Source organism: Paraburkholderia sp. BGA-UO-ETr-F21, assembly GCF_059567925.1.
On sequence record NZ_JCAQOY010000039.1, the window covers coordinates 71303 to 89486 of the forward strand.

14 protein-coding genes are annotated in these 18184 nt (G+C 61.9%); 7 read left to right on the top strand and 7 right to left on the bottom strand.

Annotated elements, in window-relative coordinates:
- Positions 1-25: 25 nt before the first annotated feature.
- On the bottom strand, positions 26-880 hold the full coding sequence (locus AC57B1_RS29815; protein WP_496419481.1) for an oxidoreductase: 855 nt from the start codon (positions 878-880) through the stop codon (positions 26-28).
- 175 nt (positions 881-1055) lie between these two features.
- Complete coding sequence (locus tag AC57B1_RS29820) at positions 1056-1985, bottom strand: LysR family transcriptional regulator (protein ID WP_091805544.1); 930 nt, start codon at positions 1983-1985, stop codon at positions 1056-1058.
- A gap of 112 nt (positions 1986-2097) precedes the next feature.
- Here AC57B1_RS29820 and lysA point away from each other — a divergent pair, with 112 nt between their 5' ends.
- Complete coding sequence (lysA, locus tag AC57B1_RS29825) at positions 2098-3339, top strand: diaminopimelate decarboxylase (RefSeq protein WP_496419482.1); 1242 nt, start codon at positions 2098-2100, stop codon at positions 3337-3339.
- A 13-nt stretch (positions 3340-3352) separates the two neighbouring features.
- Here the strand turns inward: lysA and AC57B1_RS29830 are convergent, their stop codons facing one another.
- Positions 3353-4273: a LysR substrate-binding domain-containing protein gene (locus AC57B1_RS29830; protein WP_408185903.1), complete on the bottom strand. Its 921-nt coding sequence runs from the start codon at positions 4271-4273 to the stop codon at positions 3353-3355.
- A 123-nt stretch (positions 4274-4396) separates the two neighbouring features.
- Between AC57B1_RS29830 and AC57B1_RS29835 the strand changes: the two genes are divergently transcribed.
- Together AC57B1_RS29835 and AC57B1_RS29840 are read left to right on the top strand one after the other, a co-directional pair.
- Entirely contained in the window at positions 4397-5164 is a 768-nt protein-coding gene (locus AC57B1_RS29835; protein ID WP_496419483.1) for a transporter substrate-binding domain-containing protein, read from the top strand.
- A gap of 38 nt (positions 5165-5202) precedes the next feature.
- Positions 5203-6318, top strand: coding sequence for a succinylglutamate desuccinylase/aspartoacylase family protein (locus tag AC57B1_RS29840; RefSeq protein WP_408350787.1), 1116 nt, complete (start codon positions 5203-5205; stop codon positions 6316-6318).
- A gap of 43 nt (positions 6319-6361) precedes the next feature.
- On the opposite strand, the gene AC57B1_RS29845 is transcribed toward AC57B1_RS29840, so the two are convergent.
- The 3 genes from AC57B1_RS29845 to AC57B1_RS29855 all read right to left on the bottom strand — a co-directional run bounded on the left by AC57B1_RS29845 (position 6362) and on the right by AC57B1_RS29855 (position 9329).
- Positions 6362-6631, bottom strand: coding sequence for a cupin domain-containing protein (locus tag AC57B1_RS29845; protein WP_408294840.1), 270 nt, complete (start codon positions 6629-6631; stop codon positions 6362-6364).
- A 146-nt stretch (positions 6632-6777) separates the two neighbouring features.
- Positions 6778-8931: a phosphocholine-specific phospholipase C gene (locus AC57B1_RS29850; RefSeq protein ID WP_496419484.1), complete on the bottom strand. Its 2154-nt coding sequence runs from the start codon at positions 8929-8931 to the stop codon at positions 6778-6780.
- 59 nt (positions 8932-8990) lie between these two features.
- Positions 8991-9329, bottom strand: coding sequence for a hypothetical protein (locus tag AC57B1_RS29855; protein WP_496419485.1), 339 nt, complete (start codon positions 9327-9329; stop codon positions 8991-8993).
- Positions 9330-9540: 211 nt separating this feature from the next.
- On the opposite strand from AC57B1_RS29855, the gene AC57B1_RS29860 reads away from it, so the two are divergent.
- The 4 genes from AC57B1_RS29860 to AC57B1_RS29875 all read left to right on the top strand — a co-directional run bounded on the left by AC57B1_RS29860 (position 9541) and on the right by AC57B1_RS29875 (position 16989).
- Positions 9541-11523: an amylo-alpha-1,6-glucosidase gene (locus AC57B1_RS29860; RefSeq protein ID WP_496419486.1), complete on the top strand. Its 1983-nt coding sequence runs from the start codon at positions 9541-9543 to the stop codon at positions 11521-11523.
- 51 nt (positions 11524-11574) lie between these two features.
- Positions 11575-14385, top strand: coding sequence for an MGH1-like glycoside hydrolase domain-containing protein (locus AC57B1_RS29865; RefSeq protein WP_496419487.1), 2811 nt, complete (start codon positions 11575-11577; stop codon positions 14383-14385).
- Positions 14386-14545: 160 nt separating this feature from the next.
- A complete protein-coding gene (gene zwf / locus AC57B1_RS29870; protein WP_496419488.1) occupies positions 14546-16153 on the top strand; it encodes a glucose-6-phosphate dehydrogenase in 1608 nt (535 codons plus the stop codon).
- Between the two features lie 35 nt (positions 16154-16188).
- The gene (locus tag AC57B1_RS29875) at positions 16189-16989 is read left to right on the top strand and encodes an ROK family protein (protein WP_496419489.1); all 801 of its coding nucleotides are present in this window, start codon (positions 16189-16191) and stop codon (positions 16987-16989) included.
- 42 nt (positions 16990-17031) lie between these two features.
- Here AC57B1_RS29875 and AC57B1_RS29880 read toward each other — a convergent pair whose 3' ends face one another.
- Entirely contained in the window at positions 17032-18027 is a 996-nt protein-coding gene (locus AC57B1_RS29880) for an aldo/keto reductase (RefSeq protein WP_496419490.1), read from the bottom strand.
- Positions 18028-18184 lie beyond the last annotated feature (157 nt).

Below are 18184 nucleotides of genomic sequence, written 5' to 3' on the forward strand. Positions count from 1 at the left end.
GCCAACGGATAACTCGCGCGGCTGATTAACCCGCGCCCTCCGGAAAATCCGCGCCTGTCGTGGTGGCTTCCCATGCATCGAAATCGCCACGCATGAAGTCCAGCTTCTTGCGCGCCAGTTCGAGTGCGACTTTGCCGAGCAGCAAACGCAGCGGCGGTTTGTCCGACAGCGCGGCGTCGATGATTGCCTGCGCCGCGCGCACCGGGTCGCCCGCCTGCTTGCCGCTGCGCGCCTCGGTCTGCTTGCGGCGTTCGCCGGCCGTGGCCGCGTAGTCGTCGATCACTGTCGCCGACTGTTTGATCGACGGACCCGCCCAGTTGGTGCGGAACGGTCCGGGCTCGACGATCAACACGTCGATGCCGAGCGGTTTCACCTCCGTTGCCAGCGACTCGGAAAGACCCTCAACCGCGTATTTGGTGGCGTGGTAATAGCCCGTCGCGGCAAAGCTCGCAATGCCCCCAATCGACGACACATTGACGATCAAGCCGCTGTGCTGCTCACGCATGATCGGCAAGACGGCCTTGGTCATGTCGACCAGACCGAACACGTTGGTTTCGAACATGGCGCGGACTTCGTCGTCTTCGCCTTCCTCGATCGCGGCCAGATAACCATAGCCCGCGTTGTTGACGAGCGCATCGACGCGGCCAAAACGTTGCCTGGTTTGCGTGACCACGTCTTCGATCTGCTTGGGGTTCGTCACGTCGAGCGGCAGAACCAGTGCGCGATCGGCGTGGCCTTCCACGATATCTTTTACTTTCGACGGGTCGCGCGCGGTGACCACGGCGCGCCAGCCGCGTTCCAGCACCAGCTTTGCCAGCTCGCGGCCGAATCCGGTGGAACATCCTGTGATCAGCCAGACGGGATTGTCTCGATTCATCATTTGGGAAACTCCTGTTGATGTCTACGACATAAGAGGACTCCATGCGGCGCGAGCGCGCTGTGCGCCGTTCGCGTGCGCAATCGGTTTGCTGCAGTGCTTAGCTTGAAGCGTGCCCGGACTTTTTTTCGGTGGGTGCCGGCGGCCGTTCGCGTGCTTGGATGCGAGAACGACGCCGTTATTGCTGCTTGCGTCCGGTGTGGATTTTCAATTGTAGCCGGAGCGCGGCGGCTTCGCTTTGCAGCGCCTGAACGAACGCGCCGGCGAGCGGGTGGCCCGGACGATGTTCCGGATGAATCACGCTCACGCGAAACGGCAACGACACGGCGAGCGGCCGGATATGCAGGTTGCGGCCCGCGAAATCGAGAGCGGTTAGCGGATTGACGATCGCGACGCCAAGACCTTGCCGCACGAAACTGCACACCGAGACCGCCGTGGGCGTCTCGACGAGCTGGCGGCGCGCGATATTCGCTTGCGCGAAGGCTTCGTCGATCTGAATCCGGTACGGATCGTTTGACGACAGGCTGATGAAAGGCTGATTCGCGAAGTCTTTCAACGCGATCACGCGCTTGTTGAGCAACGGATGCCCGTCAGGCAGCACGCACACTTCATCCACTTCGAGCAATGGCGTGAGGCGCGTGCCCGCTGGCGGCGCGCCATGTTCGGTCAAGCCGAGGTCGTAGCGCTGGGCCGTCAGCCATTCTTCGAGAAACGGTGATTCCTGCGTTGCGATCGACAAACTCGCGCCGGGTTGGGCGTCGTGAAAGCGCTTCGCCGCGCCCGGCAGGATCGAATGCGAAAACGCGGGCAAAGCGATCACGGACAACTGGCCGCCCTGGAATTCACGCAGGCTGGCGGCGGTGGACGCCACGCGTTCGAGCCCGACATACGCGCGCTTGATCTCGTCGAACAACATGAGCGCGGACAGTGTGGGGCGCAGCCGGCCATTCGTGCGCTCGAACAAGGCAAAGCCGATGCTCTGTTCCATGCGCGCGAGTTCGCGGCTCACGGTGGGCTGCGAGGTGAAGAGCATCTCCGCCGCTTTGGTGACGCTGCCCGCTGTCATCAGCGCGCGGAAGACTTCGATATGCCGATGCGTGAGCGCCATGATGGGTATATCAGAACTGAATGGAGTTGCCAGGAATTGGTATTTTACTGAATGCCACGTTTTTAGCATGATGTCGTTGACACCAACGTTCTGACATCGAGAGACTGGGACCGTGACGCCATTCAATCCGCAACAATTCGTCGGACTCGCGCAAGAGCATGGCACGCCGCTTTGGGTCTACAACGCAGACCTGATCCGCGAGCGCATTGCCGAATTGCGCAGCTTCGACGTGATCCGCTACGCGCAGAAGGCGTGTTCGAACCTGCATATCCTCAAACTGATGCGCGACGAAGGCGTCATGGTCGACGCCGTCTCGTTGGGCGAAATCGGTCGTAGTCTTGCGGCGGGTTTTACACCAGAAGGCGATCCCGAAGGCGTCGTGTTCACGGCGGATCTGATCGATCATGCGACGCTTTCCACCGTGATCGAACACCGCATCACAGTCAACGCGGGTTCGCTCGATATGCTCGAGCGGATAGGACGCCATGCGCCCGAAGGCCATCGCGTCTGGCTGCGGATCAATCCAGGCTTCGGCCACGGGCACAGCAACAAGACGAACACGGGCGGCGAGCATAGCAAGCATGGCATCTGGCTCGACGATGTGCCGCGCGCGATTGAACTGGTCCGGCGTTATCGTCTGAAGCTGGTCGGGTTGCACATGCATATCGGCTCGGGCGTCGATTATGGGCATCTGTCGCGCGTCTGCGAGGCGATGGTCAAAGCTGTGAAGGGGCTGGGCCACGATATCGAAGCAATTTCCGCGGGCGGCGGTCTGTCGGTGCCGTACCGCGAAGGCGAGCCCGATATCGATGTCGCGCATTACTTCCGGCTCTGGGACGCGGCGCGGCGGCAGATCGAAGCGCACGTCGGGCATGGCGTGAGGCTGGAGATCGAACCGGGGCGCTTTCTGGTTGCGCAGGCGGGCGTGCTCGTGGCGGAAGTCCACGCATTGAACTCGCGCCCCAGGCAGCAGTTTGCTTTGGTGGATGCCGGATTCAACGACCTGGTGCGGCCGTCGTTTTACGGCAGCCATCATGAGATGACGGTGCTGAAACGCGACGGCTTGCTGAGTGACGCACCGGCTGATTCGTTCGCGGTGGCCGGGCCGCTGTGCGAAGCCGGCGACGTTTTCACCCAAGCGGAGGGTGGTGTCATGACGAGCCGCTCAATGCCGGCGCCCGAAGTGGGCGACTTCATCGTGTTTCACGATGCGGGTGCGTACGGCGCGTCGATGTCTTCGAACTACAACAGCCGGCCGCTCGCGCCCGAGGTGTTGCTGGAGTGTGGCAAACCTAGACTGATTCGTCGTCGTCAAACGCTCGATGAGTTGCTCGCGCTCGAAATAGCGGTGTGATTCCAGCGCCGCTTCAACGCGCCCGCACCGTGCGCGTGTAGGAAGCGATCATGGTGGCGAGTTCCTGCGCAGCGGGCGTAAGCGGAATGGCGGCGCGCTGCAACAGGCAGACGTTCTGCTCGACCGCGCGCTCGCGCACGGGAATCGAGGTGAGCGTGCTCGCAAATGGCCCACGCTTCACAACGATCGACGACTCCAGCGAGAGGCAATCCGTTGCGCCCACCAGATGCAGCGTCTCGTACAAGCCTTCCACCGTCGCGACGATTTTCGGCGGCGGCAAGCCGTGGCTCTCGAACAGATGGCTCAGTCGATTGATTTGCGGGTCGGCCGTGAGATTCGGCGAGCGCGTAGCGACCCACGTGCAATCGACCAGTTCGGCTAGCGACGTCGCGCCTGCTTTCGGATGCCCCTGGCGGCAGACGATCACCGGATCGGACGGATAAAGCGGCATGACCGAGAGATCGGCGGTATCCGTATGCTTCGATACCAGCGCAACCGCGAAATCCAGCGTGCCTTCGCGAATCCACGAAATCATCATGCGCGAGGTGCCGGTCCGCAGATGCACCGCGACCCGCTCGAAGCGCGTGCGAAATTCCATCAGCACCGGCGCGAACGCATCGACGAGCGGCTCGGTCGTCATGCCGAACGTGACCTCACCGACATAGTCGCCTTGTAGTTGCTGCACTTCCTGCTCCGCGCGTTCGCATTCGCCAATGATCGCGCCGGCCCGCTGCAACAGCCGCTGGCCGAGCGCGGTCAGCGCAATGCCCCGATTCGTGCGGGTGAAGAGCGTGGCGCCGAGCATGGATTCGAGGTTCTGCAATTGCTGCGTGATGCCACTCTGCGCAATGCCGAGCGCCCGTGAGGCCGCGCGGATGCTGCCGTGCTCGGCGACGGCGGTGAATGCCCGGAGTTGGGAGATCGTCAACGCCATGGAGGCTGCCATCCGGTGATCGGGAAAAGTGATCATGATAGTCCGATCGGGGCTTCTTTGAGGCGCGGGCGCCACATAGGATGGCACCGTAGTCAATCCGCCCACCTCACACTCCGTCCTCCCATGAAAATTTCGCTGATGATCTTGAGCGCCGCGCTGGCTTTCAGCAGTGTCGCGTTTGCCGCTGATTCCACCACGCTGCGCCTCGGCATCGATCCGACCTATCCGCCGATGGACTCCAAAGCGCCCGACGGCAGTTTCAAAGGCTTCGACGTCGATCTCGGCAATGAAATCTGCAAGCGCATTCACGCGCGCTGCCAGTGGGTGGAACTCGAATTCTCGGGGATGATTCCTGCGTTGCAGGCGCGCAAGATCGACGCGATCCTGTCTTCAATGGCGATCACGGAAAAGCGCGAACAGCAGATTCTGTTTTCGTCGAAACTGTTCCAGTTCAAATCTCGGCTGATCGCGCGGCAAGGCTCCGCGCTCGCGGGCGGCTTGAACGCGCTGGCCGGCAAGTCGATCGGCGTGCAGTCTGGCACGCAGTTCGAAGGGTATGCGCTGAAGAACTGGGCGCCGCTCGGCGTGCACGTGGTGGCGTACAAGAGCCAGGAAGAAGTCTTCGCCGACCTGGAGAACGGGCGACTCGACGGCGCGTTGCTCGGTTCGGTGGAGGCGGACTATGGATTCTTGCGCACGCCGGCGGGCAAGGGCTTTGCGTTCGTGGGCGAACCGCTCTCGATGGGCGATCGCGGCGTAGGCATCGGCTTGCGTAAGGACGAGACTGCGGTGCAGGCCTCGATCAACGAGGCGATCGCCTCGATGCGCAAGGACGGCACGTATGCGCAGATCGCGAAGAAGTACTTCGACTTCGATCCGTACGGAAACTGATTCTCCGACTCCCGACTTTCTTCTAAAGACTCACGCTCATGAACAGGCAATCGATTCCGCTTCTCTCGCCGGCTATCGGCACGCACCGTGAACTGGTGTCGTTTCACTTCGGACCCGCGAATAGCGGTCAGAAGATCTATATCCAGTCGTCGCTGCATGCCGATGAAACGCCCGCCATGCTGACGACGGTATTGCTCAAGCGCCGTTTGCTCGAACTGGAGAAGCAGGGTGCGCTGAACGCGGAAATCGTCCTGGTGCCGGTAGCGAATCCGGTCGGGCTCGGACAATATGTGCTCGGCCAGTTTCTTGGCCGCTTCGATCTGGGCAGCGGGAAGAACTTCAATCGCCACTTCCTGCAGTTTCCGAAGTTGGTGGCCCAAGCCAAAGAAGCGTTGGGTTCCGATGCCGCCGAGAATGTGCGGATTGTTCGCCAGCTGATTGGCGAAGAACTGGCCGCGCAGAAACCGTTGACGGAATTCGAATCGCTGCAACTGGCAATGTTGAAACTCTCGTTCGACGCGGATGTGATTATCGATTTGCACTGTTCGCTCGAAGCCGCGATGCATCTCTATACGAGCGAGGCCGCGTGGGCCGAGTTCGAGCCTTTGTCGCGCTATCTCGGGGCGCAGGCGTCGTTGCTCGCCACCAACTCGGGCGGCGAAGCATTCGACGAAACGCATAGCCTGTTGTGGTGGCAATTGCAGCAGGCGTTGCCGGCCGACAAGCCGGTGCCTAACGGTGCGATTGCCGTGACCGTGGAATGCCGCGGACAGCGCGACGTCTCCTACGAGGTCGCTCAGGAAGATGCCGACGCGCTGGTGGATTACCTCGTGTGGCGCAGAGCGATCCAGCTCGAAGCGAAGCCTTTGCCGGAATTGCTGGCGCCGGCCACGCCGCTGGCCGGCAGCGAACAGTTCTATGCGCCTGCGAGCGGAATCCTCATTCATCGCGCGAAGATTGGCGACACGATTCGCGTCGGGCAACCGCTATTCGATATCGTCGATCCGCTAACGGACGAGACGACAACCATCGTCAGCAAAACGGAAGGTGTGTTCTACATGCGACGCGCGATTCGCTTTGTGACGGCCGGCGCACCGCTCGGGCGCGTAACGGGCACGCGCCCTTTCAGGACCGGGGTATTGCTGGGCGCCTGACAGTTTTCTTTCTATGGGCGCGGACTGTCTACCAGGCCGCGCCTTACTGCTTCCTGCCCACCAGATACGTCACGCCGTTCGGGCCATAGCGCTCCGAATGAGGTTTGTTCGCAGGCACGTGGAAAACGTCGCCGACGTGATACGCGCGCTCTTCGTCGCCCACGCGTATATTCATTTCGCCTTCAAGGATCAGCGCCTTGGCTTCGAAGGGATGCTCGTGAACTTCCATTTCTACGTTCGCCTCGCGCGTGACAACCACGGCGTCGGGGAAGCCTTCTTTCGTCAGGCTTTCGGTGAATGCGTTACGGTCCATAGCGTGTGCCTCGGCAAAGCGATAGTGGAGCTTCACTTTAACGCCGCGCACGATTTTCTGCAGAGCGTGCTCGCGCAACTGGGCTTCGATCGAGCCTTCCAAACCAGCCACCTACCCGATTGAAGCCCAGCGCGCATGACCCGCTCTTAATTCGCCACCAACACCGGCGCGACCGCCGCCGGATCGCTAATGCTCGGCCGCCCATTCTCGACGTGACCCGCAAGGCGGCGCGAGAAGCTGGCGTCGTCGTTGCTCGTCACCGTCAAGTCGTACCAGTGATGGCTCGACGCCAGTACCCACGCTTCTTCGATATGGGCGCCTGCCGGCACCAGCACCGGACGAGCGCGCGCACCGTAGGCGTTGTCCGTCACCGTCAAACGCGCAATGCCGCCGCCCTTGTTGCTGAACTTGAGGAACACGTTACCGTTCGCGACGTCGTATTGCACCTTCACTTCCGGCTCCGCGCGCTTGTTGTTGCCGTGGCCGCCTGCGAACTGCGCGTTCTGCGCCGTCGCCTGCTGCGTGTTGCCCGCAAACTTGCGCACGAAACCATTCGGCCCGAACACTTCGAACGTGTATACGCCGTTGGTCACCGTCAGATCGAACGTTTCGTTGAGCGACTTGCCTGCTTCGACGGTGTAACGCCACGGGCCGTCCGTGCGATTGGTCGAGTACAGATAGAAATGCGCGCCCTGATCGCCGGTGTTACCGATCGAGATTTCGAACGTGTTCTTCTTCGCGTCTGCGTGCCCGTTCACATGCAACTCGTACGGCAACGCGCGCGCGAAACGAATCCCGCTTTCCTGCGGATCGATCGCGCCCGGCGTCGCGGGGACGGTCGGCTTCGGCTGCGTGGCGCACTGGTTGTCGGCGATGCTCTTGTAGTTGCTCGTGTCCGGCAGCGGCGGCACCTTCGAGTCCGGCGTGCGGAAGTCGAACGCCGTGGTCAGGTCGCCGCACACCGCGCGGCGCCATGCCGTGATGTTCGGCTCATACACGCCAAAGCGCGCTTCAATGAAGCGAATCACCGACGTGTGATCGAACACCTGCGAGCACACAAAGCCACCCTTGCTCCACGGCGACACGATGGTCATCGGCACGCGCGGGCCGAGGCCGTAGGGCAGGCCGTCGGCGGCGTAGCTGCCGCCCCGTAACGGATTCACCACGTTGTGAATTTCGCCTTCGGTGCTGACCGTCGACTTGCCTTGCGCGCCGGTCGTGGCCGGTTGCGGCGGCACGAGGTGATCGAAGAAGCCGTCGTTCTCGTCGTACATGATGAACAGCACGGTCTTGCTCCAGACTTCGGGATTCGACGTCAGCGCATCCAGAATCTGCGAGGTGTATTCCGCGCCGTATGCGGGCGTGTAGCTCGGGTGTTCCGAGTACGCAGCCGGCGGGCACAACCACGATACTTGCGGCAGCTTGTTGGCCAGCACGTCGGCCTTCAGGTCGGCGATGGTGCGCACGGTTTGCGCGCGCTCATACAACGGCGAACCCGGCTGCGCGTTGATGAAATTCGTGAAGTTCTGCAGGATGTTGGTGCCGTAGTTGCCGTTCAGCGGATCGGCGCCAGTCAGGCCTTGCTGGTAGACCTGCCACGAAATGCCCGCGGCTTGCAGACGCTCCGGATACGTGGTCCACGAGAGCAACTGGTAATTCGGCGGCCCGTCGCCGTCGACGAAATCGTTGTTGTCGAGCAGCGGACCACCCAGCGTGCCGGTCGGATCGACCATGCCGGTCATCAGATACGAGCGGTTCGGGTGCGTCGGTCCCGGCAGCGAGCAGAAGTACGCGTCGCAGATGGTGAACGCGTCGGCCAGCGCGTAATGGAACGGAATGTCGCTGCGCAGGTGATAACCCATTGTCATGTCGGTCTTGGTGGCCGGCCATTGGTCGTAGCGGCCGCCGTCGATTGCGGCATGGGTCTTGTACCAGGAGTGATCCAGATCGCCGACGCATTGCGCGCTGGTGGTCGCCGTGTTCAGATGGAACGGCAGGACCGGCTGGGTCGGATCTTCCTTCGACGGCTGATACCACACCGGCTTGCCGTTGGGCAGCGGAATCGGGAAGCGGTCGTTGTAGCCACGCACACCGCGCAGGTGGCCGAAGTAGTGGTCGAACGAGCGGTTCTCCTGCATGAACACGACGATGTGCTCGACATCGCGGATCGTGCCGGTGCGCGAAAACGCGGGAACGGCAAGTGCGTTGCGAATCGACTCGGGCAGTGCGGTCAGTGCGGCAGCAGCGCCCGCGGATGAAGCCACGGTCTGCAGGAAACGGCGACGGCTAGTTGATGTCATCGAATATCACCTTCTGCGTGGGAAAAGAATAGCGCGGCTCGCGCGCCGGTGGAATCGGGTCAGTTGCTGCTGCCGCTGTCGCCGGGCGCGTAATGCATGACGGGTGCGACTTGCTGGTTGTCCGCGGCGAGACTGGCTTGCATGTTCTGCGTGATCGGATCGGAGGCCGCGGTTGGGTTTGCGGCAAGCGTTGAAGATGCGTTGAGGATCGGCGTGGCGGGCGATATCGCCGCACCGGGCGCGGCATCGTTGCCGGCAACGGCTTGCGATGAAGACGCTGCGGAAGGCTCGGAATCATCCGCACCGCAACCGCTCAACGCTAAAGTTGCAAGCGCAACCAAAGCGGCAAGCCGAGCGGCAATCCAGGCGTCACTCGTGAGGCCTTTGTCTCTTCTCATGTTTTGCATCCAGTTTCGTGAAAGCGGATGCAGTCTCCAACCCTTTCAAGAAATAATTGTGAAACGTTTGCGAGTGGTAAAACTTGCGTCCGCGAGTCGGTTTTTCGAAAGGAAGCGGAAAGTGATAAGTAGGAGAATGGTCACCGCAGCGCCATGTGCCTGTCGTCCAGGCACACCGAATGATTGACGGCTTTGTTCAACCGGTAAGTTCATGACACACATCGAACGACCTTTCGACATCACGCGTCTCGAAGACGAATGGCTGGAAGCGGATGGCTTCGGCGGGTTCGCGTCAGGTACGGTCAGCATGCTGCGCACGCGCCGTTATCACGCGCTGCTGCTCTCGGCTACGCGTGCGCCAGGCGGGCGTGTCGTGCTTGTCAACGGCGTGGAGGCGTGGCTGGAGGCGAATGGCAAGCGTTATCCGTTGAGCATGCAGCGATACGTGCCGGATCTGATCTATCCGGACCTGACAGCGAGTCTGGTTACGTTCGACACCGCGCCGTGGCCGACGTGGCGTATGCAACTCGACACGCATCTCGTGCTGAGCGCCGATGTGTTCGTTAGCAAGGCGACCCGCGAAACGGTTTTGCGCTGGCGTCTGGAGGGTGTCGGAAACAAAGCTGCAGCAAACCCTCTCACATTGAACGTCAGGCCGCTGCTATCGGGCCGCGACTACCACGCACTGCATCATGAAAACGCCGCGTTCAATTTCAATGCGCAGACGAGCGACGATCGGGCCAGCGTGAACTGGCAACCCTACGGCGATCTGCCGGTGATCCAGTGTGCGACGAACGGCGTCTACGCCCACGCGCCGGATTGGTATCGCAACTTCTGCTACGTTCGCGAGCGGGAACGTGGGCTCGATTTCAGCGAGGATCTCGCGACGCCCGGCGTGTTCACCTTCAATCTCGCCGATGGTGAAGCCGTGATGATTCTCAGCGCTTCTCACACTGCGAGCGCAACGCAATCTCCAGGCGCAATGCCGGCAGCCGCGCATGCGACAGAACTCGCGCGCATCGAACAACGGCGCCGCGACGCCCTTGGCTCTCGCCTGCAACGTTCTGCCGATGCCTACGTGGTCGGACGCAACGAAGGCCGCACGATCCTCGCGGGTTTTCCATGGTTCACCGATTGGGGGCGCGACACCTTCATCGCAATGCGCGGCTTGCTGATCGCATCGGGCCGGCTCGACGACGCTGAAGCGATCCTGCTCGAATGGTCAGGCACGCTATCCGAAGGCATGCTGCCAAATCGCTTCCCCGACTATGGCGACACGCCGGAATACAACTCGGTGGATGCGTCGCTGTGGTTCATCGTCGCCGTGCACGACTATCTCGCGACCCATCACGCTAGCCTTGCGACGCAGCAGCGTCTGCAACAGGCGAGCGAATCCATCCTCGCGGGCTACACGAAAGGCACGCGCTTCAACATCCAGGCATCCGCCGACGACGGCCTGCTCAGCGCCGGCGTACCCGGCGTGCAACTCACGTGGATGGATGCGAAAGTCGGCGACTGGGTGGTGACGCCGCGCATCGGCAAGCCGGTCGAGGTGCAGGCGCTCTGGATCAACGCATTGCGCATTGCAGCAACGTGGAATTCGCAGTGGCAGAGTGCCGCCGACCGAGCGTTGCAAGCGTTTCATGAACGCTTCATCGATCCAGCCACCCAAGCGCTCTTCGACAACGTCGATGTCGATCACGTCAAAGGCGCGATCGACCGCTCGATCCGCCCCAACCAGATCTTCGCCATAGGCGGACTGCCGTTTCCCTTGCTGCAAGGCGCGGCGGCGCGTGCGGTGCTCGATCAGGTCGAAGCGCAGTTGCTCACGCCGCTGGGGCTGAGGACGCTCGCACCGTCCGACCCTGCTTATCGCGGACACTACGGCGGGCCTCCATTGGAGCGCGATGGCGCCTATCATCAAGGAACCGCGTGGCCGTGGCTGCTCGGTCCGTTTGTCGAAGCGTGGCTGCGGATCCACGGCGGCGAGGCGGACGCCCGCATGCAAGCGAAAACGCGCTTTCTCGACCCGCTCTACGCGCATCTCGATCATGCCGGCCTCGATCATCTCTCTGAAATCGCCGATGGCGACGCGCCGCACGCACCAGCCGGCACGCCCTTTCAGGCCTGGTCGCTGGGTGAGTTGCTGCGCATGGAAACGCTGCTTGCCCGGTTGCCGACCGCCGGCGCCTAAACCGCGCTACGATGTGTGTCACACCGCCAAGCCTGATGCAAGGACGTAGTCATGCCACCGCTGCGCGCTGCCAATCTGCTCGCCACCATTGAGGGTTCACGGCTCCATTCGGCCGACTGTGCGCATTGGCAGCGCTGGGGACCGTATCTCAGCGAGCGTCAATGGGGCACCGTGCGCGAGGATTACAGCGCGGACGGTACAGCGTGGGACTCGTTTCCGCACGACCATGCGCGCAGCCGCGCTTACCGCTGGGGCGAAGACGGCATTGCCGGATTCGGCGACGACAAGCTGAGCTGGTGCATTTCGCTCGCGCTCTGGAATCGCAAGGACGCGATCCTGAAGGAGCGCCTGTTCGGTCTCACGAATGCTCAAGGCAATCACGGCGAAGATGTGAAAGAGCTGTACTTTTACGTCGACGGCACGCCGACGCATTCGTACATGCGCATGCTCTACAAATACCCGCATGCCGCCTATCCCTACGAAGACCTCGTGCAGGAAAACGCGCGACGCGGCGGCGACATGCCGGAGTACGAAATTCTCGACACGGGCGTGTTCGACGATTTGCGCTACTTCGACGTGCAGGTGGAATACGCGAAACACGCGCCGGACGATATCCTCATGCGCGTGACCATCGAGAATCGCGCGGACCAGGCGGCCTCACTGGATGTGCTGCCGCAAATCTGGGCGCGCAATTCGTGGTCGTGGAAGGAGAACAAGGACAAGCCCTCGCTCGTTGCCGGCAATGACCACAATGGCGAGGCGCATGTGGTCGGGCATCAGCATGGCCAGGAGCCGATCGTCGTCACGGCATGGTCGAAAGACGCGCCGGTGACATGGCTCTTCTGCGAGAACGACACCAACGTCAAGCGTCTCTTCAATATGGACGGCGCGGGTCCGTTCAAAGACGGTTTCAACGATTATCTCGTGCACGGCGATGAACACGCGATTCGCCGAAATGCAGGCACCAAGGCCGGCGCGCATGCTGCGATCGAGCTCGAACCCCGTGGACGTGCGGTCGTGTACATGCGCTGGCGTCCGCAGTCGAGTCCCGACGACGTGCAACTCGACGCCGACGCGATATTCGCGCACCGCATTGCCGAGGCCGACGAGTTCTATGGCGCGTTGCAGCACGATATTACCGACCCCGACGCGCGCCTCGTGCAGCGTCAGGCGCTCGCCGGCATGCTGTGGTCGAAGCAGTACTACCAGTACGACGTGCAACGCTGGCTCGAGGGCGACCCGCTTCAGCCTGCGCCGCCTGCGAGCCGCAAGCATGGCCGCAATATGGACTGGCGGCACTTGTGCAACGCGGACATCGTGTCGATGCCCGACAAGTGGGAATACCCGTGGTATGCGTCGTGGGACCTGGCGTTTCATGCCGCCGCGTTCGCGCTGATCGACCCGGCGTTCGCGAAGCGGCAATTGCTGTTGCTGGTGAAGGACCGCTATCAGCATCCGAACGGCCAGATTCCTGCGTATGAGTGGGCGCTCGGCGACGCCAATCCGCCGGTGCATGCGTGGGCCGCGTGGCGCGTGTACGAAATCGACCGCGCGCTCACGGGCAAGGGCGATCGCGATTTTCTCGAACTCGTTTTCCACAAGCTGCTGCTGAACTTCTCCTGGTGGGTAAACCGTAAGGACGCCGACGGCCACAACATTTTTCAGGGCGGCTTTCTTGGGCTGGACAACGTCGGTATTTTCGACCGCTCGTCGCCGCTGCCGACCGGCGGCCACATCGACCAGGCCGACGGTACCGCATGGATGGCCGCGTACGCGCTCGACCTGATGCGTATCGCGCTGGAACTCGCGTACGCCAATCATGTTTTCGTCGACATCGGCGTGAAGTTCTTCGAGCACTTTCTGTATATCGCGCAAGCCGTGAGTTGCGACGACGGCTGCGATACCGGCTTGTGGGACAGCGAGGACGAGTTCTTCTACGACAAGCTGCGTTTGCCGGACGGCAGCAGCGTTCCCATGCGCCTGCGCTCGATCGTGGGGCTGATTCCGCTGTTTGCCGTGCATGTGCTCGAAGAGCGTCTGCATGGCGGCTTGCCGTGTTTGCGTGAGCGGCTTGTCTGGTTCCTCGAACATCGGCCCGATTTGGCGAAGCTGGTTTCGCGCTGGAACGAGCCGGGCAAGGGTAACTCGCTGTTGCTCTCGCTATTGCGCGGGCATCGGATGAAAGCATTGCTGCGCCGTGCGCTCGACGAAAGCGAATTTCTCTCCGATCACGGCGTGCGGGCGCTCTCGCGCGTTCATCGCGATCAGCCGTTCGTGTTCAATCACAACGGCGACAGTTTTACCGTGAAGTATTTGCCGGCCGAATCCGATACGCGCGTGTTCGGCGGTAATTCGAACTGGCGCGGTCCGGTCTGGATGCCGGTGAACTATTTGCTGATCGAATCGCTGTATGAATTTCATCGCTACTATGGCGACGATTTCAAAGTCGAGTATCCGACCGGCTCGGGCCAGGCGTTCACGCTGAGCGAAATTGCAGACGAGCTGGCGCGCCGGTGTACCACGCTGTTTCTCAAGAACAAGGACGGCGAGCGTCCGGTCATGGGCGCGTATCCGTTATTGCAGACCGACCCGCGCTCGCGCGACCTGATCCTGTTCCATGAGTATTTTCATGGCGATACCGGGCGCGGCGTGGGCGCTTCGCATCAAACCGGCTGGACCGGTCTGGTCGCCTTGTTATTGCAGCCGCGCGTGATGGGCGCATCGGGCAACGTGCCGTTGCCGGGCGAAACGGACCGGGAGCCTGTGGCGGCTTCATCGTCGGCGCAAGCCACAGCGGCGGCGCGGTCGCTCGAGCCCGCGCCGGCATCCGCACCCGAGCCCGCGCACGCATCGGCGAAGTAGTGCGCGGCGGCGCCGAGTCTATGAGGTGAGTGAGGTTACATAAGCCCTACAACATCGCACGGCGAAAAGGGGCGCGCGGCGGTTTTTGAACTGTGTGGGTTCAAGCGTGGTCTTTCATGTATCACCACGTTCGTTCCATTGGTTTCCAAAAGTGAATCCCATGTCGACTACACCGAATAACCGAACATCCGCTCGCCCCGCCGCCAGTCAACAGCCGAGTTGCAAAGTCAGCGCGAGCCCGCAGCAAGCGCCGGCTTCTCCGGCTGGCAAGCGGCCCGCGCCACCTTGTACGCTGGTGATCTTCGGCGCGGGCGGCGACCTGACGAAACGGCTCCTCATGCCGGCGCTCTACAACCTGGCGGTGGACAGCCTGCTCGACGGCGGGATGAAAATCATCGGGGTGAATCATGGCGAACGCGAGACGAGCGAGTGGCGCGAAGACCTGCACAAGTCGCTCGAACAGTTTGCCGCAGATAAAGCCAGTACCTTCCACGCCGGCAAGCTCGACGACCAGGCGTGGGACTGGGTTGCGCAACGGCTCGAATACATGGCCGGCGAATTCGAAACCGACGATGTCTTCGCGAAGCTCAAGCAAAAGATCGAGCAAGCGCCGGGCGCTAACGTGATCTTCTATCTCGCGGTCAGCTCGCGGTTTTTTAAACCGATCGTCGAGCGTCTCGGCAATGCTGGCCTGCTGAAAGAGGGTGACAGCGGCGGCTTCCGCCGGCTTGTGATCGAAAAACCGTTCGGCACCGATCTCGCTTCGGCACGCGATCTGAACGCGCATATCCTGTCGTACGCAAAGGAATCGCAGGTCTATCGCATCGATCACTTTCTCGGCAAGGACACCGTGCAGAGCATTCTCGCGGTGCGCTTCGCCAATGCGCTGTTCGAACCGATGTGGCGGCGCGAATATATCGACTGTGTGCAGATCACCGCCGCGGAGACGATCGGCGTGGAGGGGCGCGGCAAATTCTACGAACAGACCGGTGCGTTCCGCGACATGGTGCCGAACCATCTGTTCCAGTTGCTCGGCATGGTCGCCATGGAGCCGCCCAATTCGTTCGACGCCGAAGCCGTGCGCGACAAGAAGGCCGAGATCTTCGACGCTATCCAGCCGCTGACTCCGGACGACGTCGTGTTCGGTCAATATGCAAAGGGCCCGGCAGGTGTCGGCTACCGCGAGGAGCCGGACGTCGCGCCGGACAGCACGACGGAAACCTACGCAGCGGCACGCGTGTTCGTCGAGAACTGGCGTTGGGCCGGCGTGCCGTTCTATCTGCGCACCGGCAAGCGCTTGGCCGCGCGTCGCACGGAAATCTCGGTGCAACTGAAACCGGTGCCGTTCCGCCTGTTTCGTGACACTCCAGTGGACGCACTTACGCCTAACGTGCTGACCTTGCGCATCGATCCCGCGCATGGCACGAGCTTCGACTTCAACGTGAAGACGCCGGGGCCGGTCATGCACATCGGCCCAGTGCAGTCCTCGTTCGACTACGGCGACTTTTTCGCGGAGCGGGCGAACGTCGGCTACGAGACCTTGCTCTACGACTGCATGCTCGGCGATGAGACGTTATTTCAGCGTGCCGACAGTATCGAAACGAGCTGGTGCGCGGTGGACGACGTGCTGCATCCGAAATCGGGCGGTGCGATGCCGGTGCATGGTTATGCGGCCGGCAGCGAAGGTCCCGCGGAAGCAGACGCGCTATTGGCGCGCGACGGTCACGCATGGCGGCCGTTGAAACAGGACGCCGTTCAGAAGAAGTAATCCGACGAGCCGCACCAACACAATCGGGGGACACCGTGGCGACACGTAAGACGAAAGTGACAAGCAGTACCGAGCGAATTCTGGCGATCGACGTTGGTGGCACGGGTTTGAAAGCCGCGATCATCGACGCGGACGGCAAGATGAAAACGGAGCGCGTGCGAGTGGCGACACCGCATCCGTGTACGCCGGATCAACTCGTGGACGTGCTGGCGACGCTGGTCGCGCCGCTCGTCGAGCAGGAGCCACCTACGCTGATGTCGATCGGCTTTCCGGGCGTGGTGCGTAACAACCGTATTCTGACCGCGCCGCACTTTGGCGTCGAAGGCTGGCACGATATTCCGCTGGCTGATTCACTGGCACAGCGCCTGGGCGGATTGCCGGTTCGTATGATCAACGACGCCGAGATGCAGGGTTTCGCCGCGATCCAGGGCCAAGGCCTCGAATTCGTGCTGACGCTCGGCACGGGCGCGGGGACGGCGATGTTCCGCGACGGTGAGCTGATGCCCCATCTGGAGCTTGCGCATCACCCGGTCAGCAAGAAGGGCGTGGCTTACGACGAATACATCGGCGAGGGGGCGCGTGAGAAAGTCGGAAACAAACGCTGGAACCGGCGCGTTCAGAAGGTGATCGGGATCCTGAGCGCGCTGGTGAACTACGACAAACTGTGGATTGGTGGCGGCAACGCCGCGCGGCTCAAGTTCGATCTGCCGGCAAACGTGACGACCGTTTCAAACGATGCCGGCATTGAAGGCGGCGCGCGTCTATGGCATGCAAAGTCTATGCGTGAATCGCGGCAATTGCCGGAAGCCAATCAACGGACGGGCCGCTTCAAGTGATCTTCGCGCGGCGCCTGCCGCCCTCGCGGCAGGCGGTTGCGCTTAACGCGCCGCGTCGCCCCAACGATATTCCACGCTCGCTTCGTCGAGTTGCGTCTTGATCTGCGAATCGAGCACCAACTCGGACGCCGCGAGCGTATCGCTCAATTGCTCGGCGCGGCTCGCACCGATAATCGCGGATGTGACGAGCGGGTTCGCCAGCACCCAGGCGAGCGAAATCCGCGTCAGCGATTCTCCGGTCGGCGCCGCGATGGCTTTCAATTGCTCGATCGTCTCGAACTCGCGTTTGTGCCAATACCGCTGCTGATACATCGCGCCGGCCTTGCCGACGGTTTCGGTGAAACGGCCGGACGTCGGCGTCGCATCCAGTTGATGCTTGCCCGTGAGCAGTCCACCCGCGAGCGGGTTGTATGGCATCACGGCCAGTTGCTCTTCATCTGCGAGAGGCAGCAACTCGCGCTCGATCTGCCGGAACAGCAAGTTATAGCGAGGCTGAACGGAGACGAAGCGCGCCACCCGCAGAACATCGGCGCGGCCCAAGGCGCGGGCGAGCCGATACGCGAGAAAATTCGACACGCCGATATAGCGCGCCTTGCCTGATCGCACGATCACGTCCAGCGCTTCGAGGGTTTCGTCGAGCGGCGTATTCGCGTCGTCGGAGTGAAGCTGGTAGAGGTCGACGTAATCGGTGCCGAGGCGTTGCAACGAGGCGTCGATGGCGTCCAGCAGATGTTTGCGCGATGCCCCTTGGTCCCACGCCGCCGGTCCCATCTTGCCGACCGCTTTCGTCGCCAGAATGAAGCGGTCTCGTTTGCCCTTCAGCCAGCGCCCGACGATCTCCTCCGTGCGACCGGCAATACTCTCGCCGCCGCCGAGCGGATACACGTTGGCCGTATCGATGAAGTTCACGCCGGCATCCGCCGCCGTGTCGAGAATGCGATGCGAGTCATCTTCTTCGGTCTGCAGGCCGAAGGTCATCGTACCGAGACACAGGCGCGAAACGGTCAGGCCGGTGCGGCCGAATTTGCGGTATTGCATGGTCAACTCCGGGGGATGAACGGAACAGTTCAATATGCAGTGTTGCAAAAAGGATAAACCGTGTCGGGAATTGGTGCCGACTGTGATCGCTGTAAACCGTTAGTAAGTTGAAAGCTTAGGTTCGGTGTGTTTTGGACTTACAAGCCAGAAAGCCTTT

What these genes read in the sequence shown, in the direction of transcription:
- AC57B1_RS29815 (WP_496419481.1), bottom strand. Translation starts at nt 880, where the DNA reads ATGATGAATCGAGACAATCCCGTCTGGCTGATCACAGGATGTTCCACC.
- AC57B1_RS29820 (WP_091805544.1), bottom strand. Translation starts at nt 1,985, where the DNA reads ATGGCGCTCACGCATCGGCATATCGAAGTCTTCCGCGCGCTGATGACA.
- AC57B1_RS29830 (WP_408185903.1), bottom strand. Translation starts at nt 4,273, where the DNA reads ATGGCGTTGACGATCTCCCAACTCCGGGCATTCACCGCCGTCGCCGAG.
- AC57B1_RS29835 (WP_496419483.1), top strand. Translation starts at nt 4,397, where the DNA reads ATGAAAATTTCGCTGATGATCTTGAGCGCCGCGCTGGCTTTCAGCAGT.
- AC57B1_RS29840 (WP_408350787.1), top strand. Translation starts at nt 5,203, where the DNA reads ATGAACAGGCAATCGATTCCGCTTCTCTCGCCGGCTATCGGCACGCAC.
- AC57B1_RS29845 (WP_408294840.1), bottom strand. Translation starts at nt 6,631, where the DNA reads ATGGACCGTAACGCATTCACCGAAAGCCTGACGAAAGAAGGCTTCCCC.
- AC57B1_RS29850 (WP_496419484.1), bottom strand. Translation starts at nt 8,931, where the DNA reads ATGACATCAACTAGCCGTCGCCGTTTCCTGCAGACCGTGGCTTCATCC.
- AC57B1_RS29855 (WP_496419485.1), bottom strand. Translation starts at nt 9,329, where the DNA reads ATGAGAAGAGACAAAGGCCTCACGAGTGACGCCTGGATTGCCGCTCGG.
- AC57B1_RS29860 (WP_496419486.1), top strand. Translation starts at nt 9,541, where the DNA reads ATGACACACATCGAACGACCTTTCGACATCACGCGTCTCGAAGACGAA.
- AC57B1_RS29865 (WP_496419487.1), top strand. Translation starts at nt 11,575, where the DNA reads ATGCCACCGCTGCGCGCTGCCAATCTGCTCGCCACCATTGAGGGTTCA.
- zwf (WP_496419488.1), top strand. Translation starts at nt 14,546, where the DNA reads ATGTCGACTACACCGAATAACCGAACATCCGCTCGCCCCGCCGCCAGT.
- AC57B1_RS29880 (WP_496419490.1), bottom strand. Translation starts at nt 18,027, where the DNA reads ATGCAATACCGCAAATTCGGCCGCACCGGCCTGACCGTTTCGCGCCTG.